Here is a 19951-nt window from a genome sequence, read left to right as displayed (position 1 = left end):
CGACATGCCAATAATTTCAATGGCTTCACTTTGGAGATTTCACATGTCCGGATGCTATACTCAATTGACCCTTGCCGATCGCCGCCTCCTTCATCGTCTCGTTGATCAGAAAGTCTCCGTCAATGAAATGGCCCGGCGGCTGGGACGCCACAGGTCGACCATCTATCGAGAAATCCGCCGCAACACCTTCCATGACAACGAGCTGCCCGAGCACACCGGGTATTTTGGGACGATCGCTGATGAACTGAGGCGCGAGCGTCGTCGTCGCCTGCGCAAGCTTCGACGCTATCCAGATCTTCGTGCCGAAGTCATCCGACAGTTGGAGGCCCGGTGGTCACCCGAACAGATCGCCGGGCGCCTGGTATCGGAGAGATTGAGCCTTGTCCGTGTCTGCGCCGAGACCATTTACCGGTTCATCTACAGCAAGGAAGATTATCAGCTCGGTCTCTATCACTATCTGCCGGAAGCACGCCGCAAACGTCGGCCACTGCGCTCAAGAAAGCCTCGCGACGGAGCATTCCTGGCCAGCCATCGCATATCGCAAAGGCCTGATTTCATTGGAAACAGATCGCGGTTTGGGCACTGGGAGGGTGACCTTATCATCTTCGATCGACCGTATGGCCATGCCAATGTGACGTCCCTCGTCGAGCGCAAGAGCCGCTACACCGTTCTTATCAAGAACCCGAGCCGGCATTCGCGACCGATCATGGACAAGATCGTGCGGGCAGGCGGGAGAATGCCAACAAACGCATCCGCCGCTTTTTGCCGTCGAACACCGACCTCAGCCAGATGTCTCAGGCAACGTTGAACCAGGTCGCTCGCATCCTCAACGACCAACCCAGAAAGTGCCTTGGATACCGGACACCAGCCGAAGCATTCATGGCCCATTTGCAGGAGGCGACCTGATCCCCTACCCTGCAAACTGGCACGTTGCACTTGGGGTAGGACGTCCAAAAAAATGACAGGCTCACCCGGATCGGTTTAGCTCTTGATGGGATACGCACCTGTGACCCGCGATAGGTCTGGTGGCAATGGACCGCTCGTGAGGCGTGGATCATGGCACCAACTGGTGCTAGAATCGTATCAAAATTTGGGAGCCAACTATGCGATCGACTATCAGTCTTGACGACAAGCTCATGGAACGTGCCAAGTCTCTTACAGGCACGAAGGAAACGGCGGCGCTGGTGCGTCAAGCACTCGAGACTTTGGTACGAGTCGAATCCGGCAAACGGCTGATTGCTCTTGGCGGTACTATGCCCGAGGCCGAAGTAGCGCCTCGCCGCCGGAGCGAAGTGAGCATGTGATCCTTGTCGACAGCTCAATCTGGATTGATCATTTTCGACACGGCGGCTCGGAGTTGACCAAAATCATCGGAGATGATCAGTTGCTTTGCCACCCGTTCGTTGTCGGCGAGCTGGCTCTGGGCAGTCTGCGAGATCGGGATGCGGTACTAGCGTTTCTTGCAGCTCAGCGTGAGGCAGTTGTCGCGACACATGCCGAGGTGATGACCGTCATTGACCGCTATTCGGTATTCAGCATGGGAATAGGCTATACTGATGCCCATCTGTTGACTTCAACCCTCCTCGATCGACGATCAAGCTTGTGGACGAGGGATAAACGCCTCGCTGCTGCGGCTCAGAAGGTTGGCGCGGTGCTTTATCCTTCCGCGAATATTCCTCACTAGACGTCCGGGAGGAGCTCTGGCGCGCTGATAGCTAAGCTCTTGATGGCGCTCCCGAGTTCGGCGTCTTTCCGTAGTGCGTCCTCAATCTCCGCAGAGGAAACTTGCAAGAACTGCCGTTTGACCGTTTGAGCGGAAATCGCAGGTATCTCAAGGTGGGTCGCCACGCGCCTGTAGGCCGAAAAACTTAGACCTTCAATGAGTTCTTCGTCTACGACGAGACGATACGTACCTGCGTCTAGAGGTGCCACCAGGCTACTTAGTACAAACGGGTGCGCGAAAGTGATCTCGCTGTTCGTCGTTCTCTCTATCATGTCCCTAGTATCCTCTGTTCTATTGCATAGCCTCTCGCTGAGAGGCGAAATGAGTGATGGGGCACTGCCAACCGTTCTTCTTGATCAGAACAGCTTTGGACTGTGATGGGGATGACCAAGGGGGCGTCGTACCGCGCCGCCTTCATTTTCCCAAGACTGCTCGTCCGCTTCAATTGATCGGGTAGGCACTTTCCGGGATATTCGAAGCACATACCTCATGTTGCGGGGCAGTCCACGAATGGCATACGGGACGAGCGCCGACTGATAAGAGGGTCGATGCAAACTCGCCCTCCCAAGACGGCGTTTAAGTTGGGCTGCGAGCGCATCTGCGGATTTCTCGCCCGCAAGAAACATTCTCATTACGAGAAATGCGGCAGTGTTAAATTGTCTCTGATCATCATTCAGCAATGCGGCGTTATAGCCGACACTCTTCAAGACTGACTGGATTATCTCCATTTCCTCGGGGGAGATGCCAGAAAAGTTGGAATCGGAAGACATCTCGTCCTCCTCTTATTGGGGCTAGGGTGACCTGCCCTCAACCAGTAGCGCCCTTAACATGACCACTGACAACCCAACTTTGCGCCTGAATGACCCCTAACGCAAGCGAATAAGGCTTCAGTAAGTGATCCCTCAAACGTTTGGGGCTCCTGAACGCCCGTCCGACCCACCAACCTCGAACATTTGGATTTGACATGGGAACTCTGAAATTCCAGCCTTCGTGTCAAAGTCTTTTTAAACTCTCCTTGAGCTGCTTCGAAAGTGGGCCGCTTAGGAAATTGCCACGCACAGTGTTTCGAGTTTACTGCTCATTGGACTCTTTCAGGAAAGAAGTATAGGTTGAGGCTATCGTCAGCAACCGATTACGTAGGCGCTGGCGGCTAACGGTTATCACGTGCTCTTGCCTGCCGAAACAGGAGAGCAACAATGGTTCCCTCCGTTTATCAAGGCATCAATCTGAAATTCGGGGTTGAAAAGGTGCTCTATGATCGAGCATCGCTTTACTCGCCGACACCCGCCAAAAAGCGAATGATTGTTGAAAAGACAATTCTGGTTGCGTCCCGCGATCTAAATTTCTTCACGCATAAGGATGTCGAAGAAGAGCTTTTCCGGGTTATGCATCGCGTTGTCCAAGAGCAACTCGCGTCAATGTTTTTTCCCCGCAGATCACGCGCGACTTTAGGCGTGGCAGGTTGTTGAAACCCTAAACTCCTAGCAAAGATCGAAGCTATTATCGGGTGAGCCTCCCGGCCGCTGTAGGATTATCTGCATCGATGTATGTGAAGATGGCGTAGCGATCCGACGACGCAAACGCAGACCAAGTAAGCTTCACGATTCTTGCGCACCGGCTTAAAGTCGGGCGGCCGCTCGACGTTTGAGCGAAGTGCAAAGCTTTGGGAGATCGAAGAAACCGTCTGTGGCCAACATACCGAAGCGCGTATCGCCGCCCGACAAGAACGCTCGATGGAGATTGTTCGTGATCCCTTCGTTCTTTGGCAGGCGACACTTCCGCGAGTATCCGGAAAATCCAAACTCGCCGAAGCTCTCCGCTACGCTCTCAAGCGTCGTGACGTCTTCGAACGCTTCCTGACCGGCGGCCGCGCCGAGATTGACCTCCAACATCGTCGAGCGTGCTATCAGACGTCAGGCGATAACAAGAAAGAATAGTCTCTTCGCGGACAGCGACGGCGGCGGAAGGCCATTGGCAACAACCGCGACACTTTCAAACTGCAAAGTTGAACACTGTGGATCCGCAAGCTCGGTTGGCCCAGAAACTTGAGCGTCTCGCTGGCCAAGCAGTGAAATCGACGCTCTCATGCCGTGGGGCTACAAGGCCAAAACGGCCGCAGCTTGTCGCTTACAATTGGGTGGCGCAGCAACGAAATTTAATGACGGGCTCCTGATGGAGTTTACGCCGCCGTCCCCACCACGGCTCTTTTAAGCTCTTGATGGAAACCGAACACTCGAACCTCTTACTTGAGCAGAGCTAACGTTCAGAAATTGCTCTGGTGTCCGACCCTGCATCCCGAAGAGAGGATCGAAGGCTTTCGGCACGAACTCTCCAATCAAGGCGCCGCAAGAGTGCGTCATCGAAGAACTCACGTTCAAATATACCAACAACAGCATCGAGCGAATCCCAAGGCTGCAGCGAGCCGACTACCCTTGCGGGCAGTCATTGTAATTTTCGCCCGTCCGGCGACCAGACTTCAGGTGAATCTGTGTGGCGTCGGGCCCGAATTTGCCGATTTTGTAGAATGACCGGTATTCCTCTGAACTGCTCGTCACGTTTATGATACGTTTCAGAAGGCTTTTGAACCGTGTTTTACGATCGCCCTCGCCTGCTATCTGCAGAGAACGCTGTTGCAATGATCGGCACTCTTGTTTGCCTTTGGATTTGAAAGAAAACGCCGGCAGATGCCGGCCTCTCTTCATTGTTAGTTCTGGCGTCTGTAGCGCATACGCTCCTGTTCGATTTCAGCTGGTTCATAAGGATCCAGCGTGTCATCAAAGCGTGACCAGCCCTCTTTGGCATAGGCCTCACGGCGCTGATCGGGATCAACCCGGTTGGACTGGCGAAGGATGTCCTGCGCGTCCGCATAAAGGCTGTCTTCCACTTTCGCGGTTACCAGCGTGCCGCCGCGGCGAACGCCTTCCGCATAGACATGAGCATAGTCTTCCGGCACGCCGGACTCCGTCAGCGCGCCGATAAGCCCGCCGGCGGCACCGCCTGCCACGGCACCGGCTACTGCGCCCGCCGCTGTTGCGGCAAGCCAGCCTGCAGCAACCACCGGTCCGACGCCGGGAATTGCCATGATGCCGAGGCCGGTGAGCAGACCGCCCACGCCACCAACGGCGGCGCCGATGCCGGCACCTGTGCCGGCGCCTTCAGTGGCATTTGTAGACTTGCCGTGGCGTTCATCTGCATTGTTGGACACGATGCTAATATCCGAGGATGGCACACCGCGTTCTTCGAGCGCGCTAACGGCCGCGCTGGCATCGGAGTAGTCGTCGAAAAGTCCTGTAACGATCTTCATAGGATTCTCCTGAAAATTGAATTATTTAGCGACAATGTTGCCCTGATAGTCGAGCGCGAGGCTTACCGGCTTGCCATCTTTCGAGGCCTTGGCCTGCCAGACACCCTTGTCATCCTTCATAAGGCCAGTGATATCGGTATATCCGGCTTCCGTGAGGCGTGTTTTCGCCTGTTCCTCGGTAAAACTGTTGGCGCCTTCGACAGGCGCTGTAGGATTCTTGGTCTGGGGCGTGGCCACGGCGGGCGTTTTCCCGTCGGTTGCCGGGGCGGGGGTGGTCTGTGCGAAGGCGGCAAGCGTCGAGGCGCCGACAAGCGCTGCGGCTAAGAGAAGTTTTTTCATGATTTTTTCCTCGTTGTAGCCTTTCGAGCAGGCTCCCACAACAAACACTATGCTCGCGGCATGGTTCCGCCGCCTTGCAAATAGAATTGGATGGCGTTTGCGTTTCCATGACGGTGAATGGCTTGCCGACCTGGTGCGTCGGGGCATTGCGGCGGGATGAAAATTATTTTGTCGCCGCAGGAACGTCGCTTCGGTTCGATGGTTCTCCAAGTCCAGCACTCAAAATTTGATCGGATTCCCAGATGCCTGCGGAAAAGACATTGCATGACGTGTTGCCTGACGGACTCGAGGGCATCGGCTGTTCCGCAAACCAGACACTGAAGGCCCAGCCGAAAATGGCGTGAGCCGCCCACTCTGTTCGGGCCGCCTTTCAAGGCGGCTTTTTCATTTCTGGGCCGCGATAGGCCCCTTCCAATTCAGGAGGCACACCATGACAAAGACGACCAACAGCAAAACACCGCAAGACAAGACCGAGACCGTCACTATTCACGACCAGAAGCTGGAGCGCGGCGCCGGCGGCGAGCTGCATCAGGCGGCCGAAACAGACGCGTCTGTGCTGACAACCGCCCAGGGCGGGCCGGTTGCCGACGACCAGAATTCTCTGCGGATCGGGGCGCGCGGGCCGCTGGTCGTGGATGATTTCCATTTCCGTGAGAAGATCTTCCACTTCGACCACGAGCGCATTCCCGAGCGCGTGGTGCATGCACGCGGTTACGGCGCGCATGGCTTCTTCGAGACCTTCGAATCCTTTTCTGCCTATACCAGGGCGGATTTCCTGCAGCGAGCGGGCGAAAAGACACCAGCCTTCGTCCGCTTCTCAACGGTTGCCGGCAACAAGGGTTCTGCCGACCTTGCGCGCGATGTGCGTGGCTTCGCCGTCAAGCTCTACACCCAGGAAGGCAACTGGGATCTCGTCGGCAACAATATTCCGGTGTTCTTCATTCAGGACGCCATCAAGTTCCCTGACCTGATCCATGCCGCCAAGCAGGAACCGGATCGGGCGTTTCCGCAGGCGCAGACCGCCCATGACACGTTCTGGGACTTCATCAGCCTGACGCCGGAAAGCATGCACATGATCATGTGGGCGATGTCGGACCGGACTATACCGCGGTCCTTCCGTTTCATGGAAGGTTTCGGCGTCCACACCTTCCGCCTGGTCAATGCCAAGGACGAATCGACCTTCGTCAAGTTCCACTGGAAGCCGAAGCTGGGGCTTCAGTCGGTCGCCTGGAACGAGGCGGTCAAGATCAACGGTGCCGATCCCGATTTCCACCGCCGCGACCTCTGGCAGGCCATTCAAGCCGGCAACTTCCCGGAATGGGAATTGCAGGTACAGCTGTTCGACCAGGACTTTGCCGACAGCTTCGACTTCGACGTCCTCGACCCGACAAAGATCATCCCCGAGGAAATACTGAAGCCGCAGCCGATCGGACGGCTGGTGCTTGACCGCATGCCCGACAACTTCTTCGCCGAGACCGAGCAGGTCGCCTTCATGACCCAGAACGTGCCGCCGGGCATCGACTTCAGCAATGATCCGCTGTTGCAGGGCCGGAACTTCTCCTATCTCGACACCCAGCTGAAACGGCTTGGCGGGCCAAACTTCACCCACCTGCCCATCAATGCGCCGAAGTGTCCCTTCGCGCATTTCCAGCAGGATGGCCACATGGCCATGCGCAATCCTGTCGGCAGGGCGAACTACCAGCCGAACTCGTTTGGTGAAGGTCCGCGGGAATCACCAAGCCGCGGCTATCGGCATTTTCCGGCGGAAGAACAGGGAAGCAAGGCGCGGCTTCGCCCCGAGAGCTTTGCCGATCATTACAGCCAGGCACGACAGTTCTATATCAGCCAGACACCACCCGAACAGCGTCACATCGTTGCCGCCCTGACATTCGAACTAAGCAAGGTGGAGACACCTGTTATCCGCGAACGCATGGTGTCGCATCTGATGAACATTGACGAGACGCTGGCAACCACCGTTGCGCAGAAGCTGGGATTCAAGTCGATGCCGAAGCCGGCGGATGCAGCCATGCCGACCCGTCAGGATCTGGAGCCCTCACAAGCGCTCAGCATCGTGGAGCGCGGCCCTAAGCGCTTCGAAGGCCGCAAGCTCGGTATCCTCGTCACCGATGGGGTCGATGCCAAGCTGCTGAATGGCCTGATATCGGCGATTGCCAAGGAGAAAGCCGTCTGCGAGCTGATCGCGCCGAAGGTCGGCGGCGTCACGGCCTCGGATGGAAGCTGGTTTGAGGCCCATCACATGATCGATGGCGGGCCGTCCGTTCTTTTCGATGCGGTCGCACTGCTGACCTCCGCCGAAGCGATAGACGATCTGGTCACTGAGGCAACGGCACGGGACTTCGTGGCCGATGCTTTCCAGCACTGCAAGTTCATCGGCTATGATCAGTCAGCGCTGTCCTTGCTGGAAAAAGCCGGCATTGCCGACGCTCTTGATGAGGGCACCGTTGCCCTCCCCGGGGAGGAAGGCCTCGCCGGCTTCGTATCGAACCTCGGCAAGCTGCGTGTCTGGGGTCGGGAACCTTCAGTAAAGCTCGGAAAGGCTCCGCCGCCAGTGAAATGAAATCACCAGCGGGCACGGCAGCGATGCCGCGCTTGGTGACGTCGGCACCTTCGGGAAACGAATAATATCTGGCGACAGTTAATCGAGGTCGGAGGCTGTCAGGATATTCATGTTTCGACGCGATTTGGCGTAGACCTTCTGTGCCGCGGCATAGATGGCCGTGCGCATCGCGTCGAAAGAGGAAAGGCACTGGGCTTCCGACATGCTCATGGCTTGTCCCCGGCCCTCGGCGAGCGCTTCGGCCTCGACAAAAAACCGGATTTCAAACATGCCGTCATAGCCGAAAAAGCGAACCGCTTTACGCACGTCGTCAAAACTGCGGGCCGTGTTGGGGAAAGCGAGCGTCATGACTTGCTCCCCGTGCGCTCTTTCCTGCGCAAGGCGTTGCGCCGGTTGAGGGACAGCATGCCATCGGTCGCTTCCGCTATGCTGAGATGGGTCAGCCTGCGGCGGCCGATGCGCACCGGCACGCCGGTGAAGACATGGTATATCGTCCAGCTTTTATCCCTCTCGATCCGTCTTCCATATTGGGTCTCGAGCGTATCGGAGACGGGAGCGCCGCCTTCGTTCTCCCAGGTCTCTATCCTTAGCGCCTGGCGCCGGTGTTCGTTACACGTTTCCATGGTGTTGCCTTTCGTATGGAACTGGCACGCGGATTTCGTTCGCGTGGAGCCCGTTTATTCTGCACCGCTATCGCCGCCGGACGAACGTTACGCGGAGGCATAAAGAAATGGCTGATGGTCTATGATCGCCGCTACCGGCACGCGCCTCTCGCGATGAGTCAAACTTCGCGGCATGGTCAAAAATGACACCGCAGCGCTTGCGCAAACATTTGCAATCGGACGAAGGGAAGAAGACGGCGCCTTTCTGACACCGCAGCGCCATGCGGCCAGCATGACGAAGCCTAACCATGCGCCCGGATTGCGCGGAAAACAAGGCGATGGAAGGCCACACGCCTTCTAGGAGGGAGACAACTTTGTGGCGAGATGAAATTTCGTCAAAAACCAATAGTTGACACTCCAGCAGAGCCAGGATATAAGGGGCAATCGAATTTGCTTGCTTAGCTCTGCTTGTCACGCGTATGGCACCGCGTTCTGAACGAACCTTTCCTTTCAAAATCGCTATTATCCTCCGCAGCGCATAAGTGCTGTGGTTTCTTTATCGCTATGAAAGGGTTCATCATGACCACTGGCACAGTTAAATGGTTCAATTCCACCAAGGGCTTCGGCTTCATTCAGCCTGACAATGGCGGCACCGATGCGTTCGTCCACATCTCCGCGGTTGAGCGCGCAGGCATGCGCGAACTCGTCGAAGGTCAGAAGATCGGCTTCGAGCTGGAGCGCGACAACAAGTCAGGCAAAATGTCGGCCTGCAATCTGCAAGCTGCCTAACGGGTCTGCGCTTCCCTTTGACCACGGATGTACTGGCACTGCCGGAAGCACACCAACCCAATCAAGGCCAGGCAAATTGCCTGGCCTTTTGTTTTTCGCTCGCTCTCCGAGCATCATCATCGGAACACCCATGACAGAAAAATACAGTATTTCCCGCCAGAAGGCCGAACTCGCCTTCAGCCATATCCAGACACAGTTCTTCGCAAAGGAAAAAGCGCTTGAGGAGCTCGATTCCATAGCGCAATCCCGAGATGCAAAGACCCTGCGCCTTCGGGAAGCCCGTCTTGCGAAGGAATTGTCGGATCGTACCGCGGCAACCTCCGCTCTGCTTGCCAAACGCGCCCGCGCACGTTGATCGATATTCGCGCCGTTATCACCGTCCGCGCAAGACCTGCCTAGACAACTTGACCATCGGCCGCCCAGCAAGGAGGGGAGATACGCGGCAAAGCGCTCCCGGCCGGAGAGCTTTATCCCATGTCTTCATCCACCCAGCAGCTTTAACCCAGCCATCATCTATCAGGACGCGTCAGGTCGCAGATGCCATCTTGTTTTCGCCTGCGTTGCCTTCGCCCATGTCGTCACCTGCCTGAAAAGATTTTTAAGCAAGGGTTTTTGGAACGACCGGAAAAGAATTGCGCCCGCGAGAAGGACAACAAATCCCGAGAAACGGCCATATTGGAGCGACAGCAGTTCGTTGATCGAGGGGCGAACACCCAGTCATCTTCGTTTGCCGACGAGGTGTTAACGATGGGATTCCGTCTCGTCGTTTCGGTAAACGTGCGAGACTACTCTTTCAGGCATCCTGGACGGACAGCCTGCTTTTTTGTGCGCCGTTGGCGTCAAAGTTTTCCGGCCTCAACCAACGGACGTATTCCTTTTTGATGGAAAGCCAATCCTCACTTGTCATGGCGAACCATGCTGTGTCGCGATTTTGGCCCTTCATGACCATGTGATTGCGGAAAATTCCTTCAAACCGGAAGCCGAACCGCGCGGCAGCCTTCTTGGAAGGCTCGTTGTCGTTGTGACATTTCCACTCGAAACGGCGGTAACCAAGCTCGTCGAATATGTATTGTGCGAACAGAAAGAGAGCTTCGGTACACACGGTGCTTCTGGCGATCACTGGCCCCCACAGGATATTGCCAACCTCGACCACGCCATGCGTCGCATCAATGCGCATGAGCGCCTGACGCCCCTCGACCAATCCGGTTCTCTGATCGATGACCGCGAAGAACATCGGGTCATCCGAGGAGGATGCCTTTTCCAGCCAGCTATCGAATTCGCTGTTTTGGCTGGGTGCCGCTTCGAACAGAAAGCGGAACCGATCATCCGCTCCGGGTGCGATTGTCGAACGATAAAGCTGATCTCTGTGCTTTCCCGCTTCCAGAGGTTCCAGACGGGCATAGTTGCCGTTGAGAACTTTCCGAGACGGCTTTGCGACGCCCAGCCAGTTGGTCAAATCCATTTTAAAGCCTTCACTGTATTTTGGACGCGCAAACTATGAGGTGGAAGAGTTCGCCGTCCCGCCAATGTTTGTCGCCAATCAGACAAAGCATCATGACGACGCCAGTATCTCAGTCATTCTCGACTAACGATCGGCTCGCGTAGCACCCGGCGCGAAGCTCGGACCGGGTGCCATGGCTTTCGAGCCTAGTAGTTGCTGCGCCTGCCGTTCGGGATGCCGTCGATCGCGCACTCGTCTGTTCCGATTGTCGGGCGCGTCAGTGCCTCGACCATCTCCCGTGTTCCCTCCGGGTCACTGACCCATTTCGCGTAGAAGCCATAGGGGCATTCTGCGATACCGCGATCGCCATCACCGGAATTGATCATGCCGGTATAGCCTCGGTGCAAGAGCTTGAAGAGATGGTTCTGGGACTGGCCATTGCGGCGGGCATCCCTGATCGCCGAGACGGAAAGCTGGGCATATTGGATGCCGTTTTCCTCGGTCCCGCATTCGCCAAGAGTGCGCCCATCGAATCCGATAATCGCAGAATGACCGAAATAGGAGTAGACGCCGTCGAAGCCCGCGGCATTTGCGACCGCCACGTAGCAATTGTTGGCCCAGGCCATCGACTTCGAGATCTGCACCTGCTGCTCTTTCGCGGGATACATGTAACCCTGGCAACGAACGATGAGCTCAGCCCCACGCATCGCGCAGTCGCGCCAGATCTCCGGGTAGTTTCCATCGTCGCAGATGATGAGGCTGATCTTGAGGCCTTTCGGGCCTTCGGATAGGTAGGTGCGGTCTCCCGGATACCATCCTTCGATCGGTGTCCAGGGCATGATCTTGCGGTACTTCTGCACGATCTCACCCTCACTATTGATGAGAATGAGCGTGTTATAAGGCGCCTTTTTAGGATGGTCTTCGTGCCGCTCACCTGTCAGCGAGAAGACACCCCATACTTTCGACCTGCGGCATGCCTCGGCAAAAATCGCCGTTTCCTCGCCGGGGACCTGGGAGGCGGTTTCATACATTTCATCCTGGTCGTACATGATGCCGTGGGTCGAGTATTCCGGGAATATGACAAGGTCCATTCCGGGAAGCCCGATCTTCATTCCTTCAACCATACTGGCAATCTTCCGCGCATTTTCGAGCACATCCTGGCGGGTGTGAAGGCGCGGCATCTTGTAGTTGACTACGGCCACTCCGACCGTGTCGTTGCTGCTGCTGATATCGCCGTGATACATTTGTTTCCCTCATTTATAACATTGATTTTTTTAGTCGAATTATCGATGTAGCCAGTCGCCGTGAAAGTTCGCAGCAAGGAACATCAGCGGGTCTCCCACGGAGCCCCTTGCTGTGGTTTCACGTTCTCGATGACCGTCTGGAGACAAGGCGTGCCTTGGGTAGAGGTGGTGTCACCGCACCCCAAGGCGTGTTCGCGCAACGAAGATCGCGATGCCGCTCAATATGGCGCCGAGGATGACGTAATAGCTCGGCGCAAGCGGATCGGCAGTGATGGAGCCGATACCGGTCAGGACGAAAGGCGCAAAACCGCCAAAAATCGTGACGCCAAGATTATAGCTGAGGGAAAGACCGCTCGTTCTGTTCTTCGCCGGAAAAATTTCTGCCATAAGCGCCGGTAAGGGGCCGAAATAAAGGGCAATCAATGCACCCGATATGGCCTGTACCGTTACGAGTGTATTCAAGGTCGGCGATTGCTGCAGAAGCGCGAATGCGGGATGGGCCAGTATGATCGTTGCGATGACGGCGACAATCATCGTGGTTGTTCTGCCGATGAAATCGGAGAGGTAACCGATGAGTGGAGAGAGCACGAAGATGGTGCCTCCCGTAACAATGGTGCCAAAGAATGCCGTTGCAGGGTCAACATGAAACTGCTTCACCGCATAGGTGGGCATGAACACCGACATCCAGATCGTGATGGTCGCGAGAATAATCATGCCGGCCGCAGACAAAATCCGCGTTTTTTGCAGTTTCAGCATATCCAGCATTGGCGTTTCTGTGCGTGTTGTCTCCGTGAACTCGGAGGATTCCGATGTGCCGCGTCTGATGTAGAGGCCGATCGGACCAAGCAACGCGCCAAACAGGAATGGAATTCTCCAACCCCAGCTTTCGAACTCGGCAGGCGTCAATGCCCATGCGAGATATGCGCCAAAAGCTGCGGCCAGCATCATCGCCAGGCCCTGTGTTGCTGTTTGCCAACTTGAAAGGAAGCCGCGTTTTTGCGGGTTGTGTTCGGCAAGAAGTGCCGTTGCGCTACCGTATTCGCCACCGGCAGAAAAACCCTGCAGCATTCTTCCTCCAACGACGAGAAGGGGCGCAAGCACGCCGATCGCGGAGTAGGTTGGCGCAAGTGCGATGATCAGCATTCCGATTGTCATCAGAAACAGGGAAAGGCTCATCACTTTCTTGCGGCCGATCCTGTCGCCGAGATTACCGAGATAGATCGCGCCGAGCGGTCTCATAAAGAACGTTACACCGAAGGTTCCCAGGAACAGCAGCAGGGAGACGGTGTCATTGCCGGTTGGAAAGTAAAGTTTGGCGATCGTGCCCGCCATGATGCCGTAGATATAAAGATCGAAACATTCGAACAGATTGCCAAGTGTCGCCGCAATGACCGTTCCTCTGGAGGTATTGCTTCGCTGTTCGGCAAGTGGATAGGCTGACATTATGTCACTCATTTTTATTCCCCTTTTTGTGCAGACTGCGGTCGCGACCAATTGCGATGCGCAGGAATTCATCTCCATCATGACCTAGGGGGCGGCCGCTCGATCTCCCTCAGGGCCGCCGCCAATTGCATCGTGAAAGCGTTCAGCGCTTTCTCAGGCGACTTTTGCCGCCGTTTTTACTTCCGGAGCAAAGCCGCCCGGGCCGCCCACGTTGACAACGGTCTCACCCTCGCCGACACGGACAAAAACGTAGTGGACGTCGTCGCCGCCCTCGAGAATCTGGCAGCGATGGATGGCGCGTCGCGGGAAGTAGGCGTAATCGCCTTTTCCGATCTCGAAGGACTGATCGCCATTCTCGCCGAAATCGACGCGAATGCGCCCGGACAGCATGTACATGACGCTGTCGAATTCCTGGTGGTGGTGCCACTGGCTTGGGGCATCCAGTGCCGTGACGTGGCATTGTCCCACCCAGAGATTGCCCGCTTCCAACGCCTTGCGACGGTTTTGGCCTGGCGTGATAGGTCCGTCGACCAGTTGATCCGCAGTGACGTAGCCGATTTCTTGAAAGAGCCCTGTGCTCATCTTTTTTTCCTTCCTTCGCTCCGCATCCTTGAAAGATGCAAGCAAAAGCCTAGACTGGTCGAATGGAAACATCTGGACAATTTTTGTCGCCAACCAGACAAGCGGAAATCCTGCCATTCGAAACGGCAGAGAGGCCGATCGTTGGTTTTTCCCGCGACTATCCCTCTGGTTTGACAACAGGTTTTCACACGCATCCGCGCGCGCAGCTTGTCTATGCGATCAGCGGTGTCATGCGCGTGGAAACACGGACCTCAAACTACGTCGTGCCTCCGACCACCGCGCTTCTCTTGCCCGCCGACTTGGAACACGCAGTCCGTATGGAGGGGCCCGTCGCTATGCGTGAGTTGTTTCTCAGAGAGGAGGCGACCGACAGACTGGGTACACGGTCGCGCGTTATCGTCGTGTCTCCGCTTCTGCGTGAGTTGATCGTTGCAGTCTGTGCTGAACCGGTAGACTGGAAACCTGACGGACGAGGATACCATCTCGCTGAGCTCGTCATCAGCGAGATCGAACATTCCACCACCATGCCACTGGGGCTGCCCCTTCCGAAGGACAGCAGGTTGAGGCGCGTGGTGAGTGCACTTCGCGACACACCGCATGACAATAGAGGTCTGGAGGAGTGGACCGAAATTGGGAATGCGTCCAGCCGCACACTTGCACGTCTGTTTCGTGCGGAAACTGGTCTCAGTTTCCGGCAATGGCGGCAACAGGCGCGATTGACCGAAGCTTTGACTGCTCTTTCTATCGGTGCAACGCCAACGAAAGCTGCAGCAATTGCGGGATTCAACAGCGTTCCAGCGTTTGGTGTGGCTTTTCGAGAGTTCTTTGGCATGACGCCCGGACAAGCAAGGTCTCTGGAAGGAGGAGAAGATTCATTTCGTCGAACGTCATGACGAACGAAATCGACCGTAGGGTTGATTAATCTCAGGTGTGGGTAGGCTTAGGTGCGTTCAAATTTGCACTCAAGTCCTTTTAGGCAGGTCTAAGTTCGCATCCAAATGACTGCCAGGAAATACGGGCCTAGACACTGGTGCAGCCGTCGCGGCCTCTCGCTGCGCCTGCCCATGGCGCTGATGGGACTTGTTGTCGTTGCAGCCCTCGGCGCAGGGCTGGTTCTTGCGGTCGGCGCGCTTGGCCTGTCGGCCATTATCGCAGTGCCGCTCGGCGCTTTCGTCTTTTCCATGCTAGGCGGCATCGCGCTGCTCTTCCTTTTCCAGTCGCTTCTTTCGCTGATCCAGTTTCTCTCATCGCCGGAATTGTCGCAGCAGATCCTCTTCGGGGTCAGAACAAGAGCAGTGCAAAATCGTACGCTAAGGGCGAACGGAATGAGAACTTATGCGACCCGCCGCCAATACGAATTCGCTAGCACTCTTACCATTAGACTGCTAACATACATTATCGGGAGCGGCCATTGGGTTTCGTTGCCGTCGAGGAATCCCAAAATGTTGACTACTGTTTTCCGGCCGTTGCACGACCGCGTCGTCGTGCGTCGTATCGAGGCCGAAGGTAAGACCGAGGGTGGGATCATCATTCCGGACACCGCCAAGGAAAAGCCAGCTGAAGGCGAAATCGTTGCCGTTGGCCCTGGTGATCGCGACGAAAGCGGCAAGTTCAACCCGCCCGACGTGCAAGTCGGCGACCGCATCTTGTTCGGCAAATGGTCGGGCACCGAGATTAAATTCAACGGCGAGGACTTGTTGATCATGAAGGAAGCCGACGTCATGGGCGTGATCACCTGACTTTCTGCCTCTTCGTTATTTCCATTTTCATGAAGACCATGGGGCCAATGGCCCGGGAGTTATTTTATGTCTGCCAAACAAATCAAATTCGGGCGTGATGCGCGCGAAAAGCTGCTGCGTGGCGTCGATATCCTAGCCGACGCCGTCAAGGTTACGCTTGGCCCCAAGGGCCGCAATGTCGTGATCGACAAATCCTACGGCGCGCCGCGCATCACCAAGGACGGCGTCACCGTCGCCAAGGAGATCGAGCTCGAAGACAAGTTCGAGAACATGGGCGCCCAGATGGTCCGCGAAGTGGCCTCGAAGACCAACGACATCGCCGGCGACGGCACCACGACGGCAACCGTTCTCGCCCAGGCCATCGTCCGCGAAGGCGGCAAGGCCGTTGCGGCCGGCATGAACCCGATGGACCTGAAGCGCGGCATCGACCTTGCCGTCTCAGCCGTCGTCAAGGACCTGCTGACCAAGGCCAAGAAGATCAATACGTCGGAGGAAATCGCCCAGGTCGGTACCATCTCGGCCAATGGCGAGAAGGAGATCGGCCAATACATCGCTGATGCGATGCAAAAGGTCGGCAATGAGGGTGTCATCACCGTCGAGGAAGCCAAAGCCGCCGAAACAGAACTCGAGGTCGTGGAAGGCATGCAGTTCGACCGCGGTTATCTCAGCCCCTATTTTGTCACCAACGCCGAAAAGATGGTCGCCGATCTGGAAGATGCCTATGTGCTGCTGCACGAGAAGAAGCTTTCCAATCTCCAGGCGATGCTTCCGATCCTCGAAGCCGTCGTGCAGAGCGGCAAACCGCTCCTGATTATCTCCGAGGATGTCGAGGGCGAAGCTCTCGCAACACTTGTTGTCAACAAACTGCGTGGTGGCCTGAAGATCGCTGCCGTCAAGGCTCCGGGCTTCGGTGATCGTCGGAAGGCGATGCTCGAAGATCTCGCCATTCTGACCGGCGGCACTGTCATCTCCGAAGACCTCGGCATCAAGCTGGAAACCGTCACGCTTGAAATGCTCGGCCGTGCCAAGAAGGTCTCGATCACAAAGGAAGCGACCACCGTCGTCGATGGCGCAGGCACCAAGGCGGATATCGAAGGCCGCGTTGCCCAGATCAAAGCGCAGATCGAGGAAACCACGTCGGACTACGACAAGGAAAAGTTGCAGGAGCGACTTGCCAAGCTTTCCGGCGGCGTCGCCGTGATCCGCGTCGGAGGTTCGACGGAAATCGAGGTCAAGGAAAAGAAGGACCGCATTGACGACGCGCTGAACGCAACCCGCGCGGCTGTCGAAGAAGGCATCGTTCCCGGTGGTGGCACAGCCCTGCTACGGGCTTCCATCCTTCTCGACATCAAGGGCGAGAACGACGATCAGAATGCCGGCGTCGCCATCATCCGCAAGGCCCTGCAGTCGCTGGTTCGGCAGATTGCCGAAAATGCGGGTGACGAGGGCTCGATCGTGATAGGCCGGATACTCGAAAGCAATACCGACAATTTCGGTTACAATGCTCAGACATCCGAGTATGGCGACATGATCGCTATGGGTATTGTCGATCCTGTCAAGGTGGTTCGCACCGCCCTACAGAATGCCGCTTCGGTGGCAGGCCTTCTGGTGACAACAGAAGCCATGATTGCCGACCTTCCCAGGTAGGATGCTGCCGGCGGCGGCATGCCTGACATGGGCGGAATGATGTAGCGCTTACTCTGGAACTTGGATCAGTTAACCGATCAACGAGGAGAATGACATGGCCGTGCAGAACAGCAAAACATCAATATTCCAGCGATTTGATACGTATCAGCCCTCCAAGACCATTCTTGTGTGGGCCTGTGTGGCGACCGCGGTCGCGACCATCGTTGTCGGCTTTAACTGGGGCGGGTGGGTGACGGGCGGGTCCTCAGTCCTGACAGCGGCGGCTGCGGGCAAGGCGGCCCGTGGAGAACTCGCATCAGCCATATGCGTCGAACGCTTAAAGGCTGCTCCGGACGCTGCTGGGAAACTGACGCAGTTCAAGGCTCTTTCAGACAGCTACAAAAAGCGGCAGTTCATCGAAGCGGGCGGGTGGGCATCCATGCCGGGGCAGACATCGGTCGACAGCAATATCGCCGAAAGCTGCAGCACGGCGCTCTCCGTTTAGGGTCGTGTTTGATGCTACGTAAGCTCAGGCGCTCTTGCGGGAGCGTCTCATTTGGCTCACTCGCTTTGTCGATTCCAGAACGATGAAAACTGATCATCACGGGATGGCACCCAAAATCTCACGCCATAGACGGCAGGCAGAGTGATGACGCAACATCTTCAGGCATCATCACCGGCATATTTATCTGGCGTTTCCAAAATGCGGGTCGAAGGAGGGACGGAAGCTCTTGAAGTGACGCGAACCGGAGCCGCGCAATTCAGGCGGCTTTAGGCGAGCCAAGGATTAATAACGCGCAATCCGGCTGCCTCGAACGGGCTTGTATCTCGCGTTGCGACCGCGAGATGGTTTTCTGCTGCCGTAGCAGCGATGTATCCATCAGCCTGCGCGATCGCCTTTCCAGATTTTCGGCCGTCGGCCATTAAAGCTGCATAAAAGTGCGAGGTACCGACACTAAAGGGCAGAATACGCCCATCAAAGAGCGGAAGAACTTCGCTTTCAAGACGATCATGAAGAATTGTCTGGCGCTTCCCCACAGGCATTGAGGCAATCCCGAAACGAAGTTCGGCAATGGAAATTGCGGAAATGAACAGCGTCTCGATTGCCTGTGCATCCAGCCAAGTCAGCACGGCAGGGTCAGGAGCCGACTTCCAAGGCTCAGATATTACATTAGTGTCTAGCAAGATCATTCAAAAGTCATCGGTTCTGCCGGGGTCCTGTCGCGCTGCTGGTGCAGAGCTTCAACGTCACTATTTGATAATTCGGCGTCACGTCCGATGGCCGCGAGCAGTGATCCAAGTTTCACGCGTCCAGATGGACGAACAGCAGCTTCAAGGATGTCACGAATTTCGGCTTCGGTGCTCCGGCCGTGGTGAGCGGCTCTTGCACGTAACGCCCGATGCGTTTCATCAGAGATGTTTCGAATGGTGACCGCTGCCATGGACATTATCCTATCTATCGTCTTGCCGCGCTATCAATATAAACAAAATGATATCACTCTTCAAGTCGTACTGTGGGGAAGGAACAAGAACCTCCAAGCAAGCTCTTGAACGGATTCGAACCAATGGCACGCTCACCAAATGAACTAAGCCTCTGAAAAGATGGCGTAACGCCGACCTATGGAACTTGAGGGAGTGCGCCCAGGCTAGGCGTTAGGCGCCAACTTTCTTCAGGAGCGTCGATATGAGATCGGAAACCTCACGCTGCCGGAGAATACGGGTGTCGCGATCGGTGTCTTCTCCCAATTCGAATTTCGCCACCGCGACAGCACCATCCTTGGTGAAGCCTTCGGTCCGCTCGTCATCAACGAAGTGCTGAGCCAACAAAGTCAGGCTCTCGGCGATAACCTCCTTGTGTTTACCACCAAGCGCTTTCACGAATTCGTCTGCGGCCGCATCGACGCTACCATCATAATGCTCGATGCAGTAGACTAGGTCATGGGCGTCTTTTCGCTCTGCTCGCTGGTTGAAGGCATAAGCTTTCAGGCAAACGAACGCCACCAGGTCAGCATAGTGGAGGTCGACCGTTGCAACCCCGTCGTCCCCGAGAAGCTCGGCCGAGATCTTTCGCGTTTTATGATGATCGAAGACAATTGCCGAATGCGGGATGTTCATGGCCGATACGCTGCCTTCCGTGGGCAACTCAACGACCTTGCCGCCTGACTTGTCAGGATCATCGGCGAGGAGTTCGATTGCGACCTTCGTACCACCCGTGCTGATCTCCCAGCGCCAAGAGACAGACTGTCCCTTCGTATTTGTGCCGCGCGTTAATCCGAGTTTTTTGAAATTGTCTTCAAGGCTATGGTAAGCCTCCGTTTCGTTGAGCATCTGAAGCTGGATGACGACGTCGACATCGCCCGTTCCTGCGTGTGCCGGAATTTCGGGAGGCTTCCTCTCGATAAGATAGCGAGGCGTCAAACCACCCACCAGGAAGATGGAGTCACGCCATGGTCCCAACCCTCGAAGAAGCGTGACCAGGACCCGTTCGCAGTTCTCAGTGACCTGATTGCCGTATCCCTCGGCGGTCGACGGTTTCGTCAT

At 56.2% G+C, this 19951-nt stretch carries 22 protein-coding genes and 2 pseudogenes; 12 read left to right on the top strand and 12 right to left on the bottom strand.

Annotation, left to right across the window (positions count from 1 at the left end; genetic code table 11):
* Positions 1-43 precede the first annotated feature (43 nt).
* From FY156_27680 to FY156_27670, 3 genes and pseudogenes are all read left to right on the top strand, one after another.
* Positions 44-906, top strand: a pseudogene (locus FY156_27680) (IS30 family transposase).
* Positions 907-1103: 197 nt separating this feature from the next.
* On the top strand, positions 1104-1304 hold the full coding sequence (locus FY156_27675; GenBank protein ID UXS05348.1) for a type II toxin-antitoxin system VapB family antitoxin: 201 nt from the start codon (positions 1104-1106) through the stop codon (positions 1302-1304).
* Positions 1301-1684, top strand: a complete 384-nt coding sequence (locus FY156_27670; protein ID UXS05347.1) for a type II toxin-antitoxin system VapC family toxin — start codon at positions 1301-1303, stop codon at positions 1682-1684. Before FY156_27675 ends, FY156_27670 begins: the two co-directional genes overlap by 4 nt.
* Before the next feature lie 395 nt (positions 1685-2079).
* Here the strand turns inward: FY156_27670 and FY156_27665 are convergent, their stop codons facing one another.
* Complete coding sequence (locus tag FY156_27665; protein UXS05346.1) at positions 2080-2493, bottom strand: hypothetical protein; 414 nt, start codon at positions 2491-2493, stop codon at positions 2080-2082.
* A gap of 426 nt (positions 2494-2919) precedes the next feature.
* Between FY156_27665 and FY156_27660 the strand changes: the two genes are divergently transcribed.
* Positions 2920-3192 carry a hypothetical protein gene (locus tag FY156_27660; protein ID UXS05345.1) on the top strand — a complete coding sequence of 91 codons (273 nt, stop codon included), beginning with the start codon at positions 2920-2922 and terminating at the stop codon, positions 3190-3192.
* Between the two features lie 171 nt (positions 3193-3363).
* A pseudogene (locus FY156_27655) lies at positions 3364-3829 on the top strand (IS66 family transposase).
* Between the two features lie 598 nt (positions 3830-4427).
* On the opposite strand, the gene FY156_27650 reads toward FY156_27655, so the two are convergent.
* Positions 4428-5027 (bottom strand): hypothetical protein, encoded by a 600-nt coding sequence (locus FY156_27650; GenBank protein UXS05344.1) that lies wholly within the window; start codon positions 5025-5027, stop codon positions 4428-4430.
* A gap of 21 nt (positions 5028-5048) precedes the next feature.
* Positions 5049-5366, bottom strand: a complete 318-nt coding sequence (locus tag FY156_27645) for a PepSY domain-containing protein (GenBank protein ID UXS05343.1) — start codon at positions 5364-5366, stop codon at positions 5049-5051.
* 430 nt (positions 5367-5796) lie between these two features.
* Between FY156_27645 and FY156_27640 the strand changes: the two genes are divergently transcribed.
* Positions 5797-7944 carry a catalase gene (locus tag FY156_27640; GenBank protein ID UXS05342.1) on the top strand — a complete coding sequence of 716 codons (2148 nt, stop codon included), beginning with the start codon at positions 5797-5799 and terminating at the stop codon, positions 7942-7944.
* A 78-nt stretch (positions 7945-8022) separates the two neighbouring features.
* Here the strand turns inward: FY156_27640 and FY156_27635 are convergent, their stop codons facing one another.
* Positions 8023-8292 carry a DUF1488 domain-containing protein gene (locus FY156_27635; GenBank protein ID UXS05341.1) on the bottom strand — a complete coding sequence of 90 codons (270 nt, stop codon included), beginning with the start codon at positions 8290-8292 and terminating at the stop codon, positions 8023-8025.
* Positions 8289-8567, bottom strand: a complete 279-nt coding sequence (locus tag FY156_27630) for a hypothetical protein (GenBank protein UXS05340.1) — start codon at positions 8565-8567, stop codon at positions 8289-8291. Before FY156_27630 ends, FY156_27635 begins: the two co-directional genes overlap by 4 nt.
* A 558-nt stretch (positions 8568-9125) precedes the next feature.
* Between FY156_27630 and FY156_27625 the strand changes: the two genes are divergently transcribed.
* Together FY156_27625 and FY156_27620 are read left to right on the top strand one after the other, a co-directional pair.
* Positions 9126-9335: a cold-shock protein gene (locus FY156_27625; GenBank protein ID UXS05339.1), complete on the top strand. Its 210-nt coding sequence runs from the start codon at positions 9126-9128 to the stop codon at positions 9333-9335.
* A 130-nt stretch (positions 9336-9465) separates the two neighbouring features.
* Positions 9466-9690, top strand: coding sequence for a hypothetical protein (locus FY156_27620; protein ID UXS05338.1), 225 nt, complete (start codon positions 9466-9468; stop codon positions 9688-9690).
* Positions 9691-10128: 438 nt separating this feature from the next.
* Here FY156_27620 and FY156_27615 read toward each other — a convergent pair whose 3' ends face one another.
* The 4 genes from FY156_27615 to FY156_27600 all read right to left on the bottom strand — a co-directional run bounded on the left by FY156_27615 (position 10129) and on the right by FY156_27600 (position 14045).
* Complete coding sequence (locus FY156_27615; protein UXS05337.1) at positions 10129-10797, bottom strand: GNAT family N-acetyltransferase; 669 nt, start codon at positions 10795-10797, stop codon at positions 10129-10131.
* Positions 10798-10982: 185 nt separating this feature from the next.
* Positions 10983-12020, bottom strand: a complete 1038-nt coding sequence (locus FY156_27610) for an aliphatic amidase (GenBank protein UXS05336.1) — start codon at positions 12018-12020, stop codon at positions 10983-10985.
* A gap of 171 nt (positions 12021-12191) precedes the next feature.
* Complete coding sequence (locus FY156_27605) at positions 12192-13475, bottom strand: MFS transporter (GenBank protein UXS05335.1); 1284 nt, start codon at positions 13473-13475, stop codon at positions 12192-12194.
* Between the two features lie 141 nt (positions 13476-13616).
* Positions 13617-14045 (bottom strand): cupin domain-containing protein, encoded by a 429-nt coding sequence (locus FY156_27600; protein UXS05334.1) that lies wholly within the window; start codon positions 14043-14045, stop codon positions 13617-13619.
* A gap of 62 nt (positions 14046-14107) precedes the next feature.
* Between FY156_27600 and FY156_27595 the strand changes: the two genes are divergently transcribed.
* The 4 genes from FY156_27595 to FY156_27580 all read left to right on the top strand — a co-directional run bounded on the left by FY156_27595 (position 14108) and on the right by FY156_27580 (position 17915).
* On the top strand, positions 14108-14938 hold the full coding sequence (locus FY156_27595) for an AraC family transcriptional regulator (GenBank protein UXS05333.1): 831 nt from the start codon (positions 14108-14110) through the stop codon (positions 14936-14938).
* Positions 14939-15487: 549 nt separating this feature from the next.
* Positions 15488-15784: a co-chaperone GroES gene (locus FY156_27590; protein ID UXS05608.1), complete on the top strand. Its 297-nt coding sequence runs from the start codon at positions 15488-15490 to the stop codon at positions 15782-15784.
* Positions 15785-15850: 66 nt separating this feature from the next.
* Complete coding sequence (gene groL / locus FY156_27585) at positions 15851-17431, top strand: chaperonin GroEL (GenBank protein UXS05332.1); 1581 nt, start codon at positions 15851-15853, stop codon at positions 17429-17431.
* Positions 17432-17525: 94 nt separating this feature from the next.
* Positions 17526-17915 carry a hypothetical protein gene (locus FY156_27580; protein ID UXS05331.1) on the top strand — a complete coding sequence of 130 codons (390 nt, stop codon included), beginning with the start codon at positions 17526-17528 and terminating at the stop codon, positions 17913-17915.
* Between the two features lie 266 nt (positions 17916-18181).
* On the opposite strand, the gene FY156_27575 is transcribed toward FY156_27580, so the two are convergent.
* The 3 genes from FY156_27575 to FY156_27565 all read right to left on the bottom strand — a co-directional run bounded on the left by FY156_27575 (position 18182) and on the right by FY156_27565 (position 19951).
* Positions 18182-18601: a type II toxin-antitoxin system VapC family toxin gene (locus tag FY156_27575; GenBank protein UXS05330.1), complete on the bottom strand. Its 420-nt coding sequence runs from the start codon at positions 18599-18601 to the stop codon at positions 18182-18184.
* Complete coding sequence (locus FY156_27570; protein ID UXS05329.1) at positions 18598-18852, bottom strand: plasmid stabilization protein; 255 nt, start codon at positions 18850-18852, stop codon at positions 18598-18600. The genes FY156_27575 and FY156_27570 overlap by 4 nt, the downstream gene beginning before the upstream one ends.
* A gap of 211 nt (positions 18853-19063) precedes the next feature.
* Positions 19064-19951 (bottom strand): antitoxin, encoded by an 888-nt coding sequence (locus FY156_27565; GenBank protein UXS05328.1) that lies wholly within the window; start codon positions 19949-19951, stop codon positions 19064-19066.

The organism is Agrobacterium tumefaciens (assembly GCA_025559845.1).
Classification (GTDB): Bacteria; Pseudomonadota; Alphaproteobacteria; order Rhizobiales; family Rhizobiaceae; genus Agrobacterium.
The sequence above is the reverse complement of the archived record's forward strand: the minus strand, read 5'-3'. Positions and strand labels throughout refer to the sequence as shown.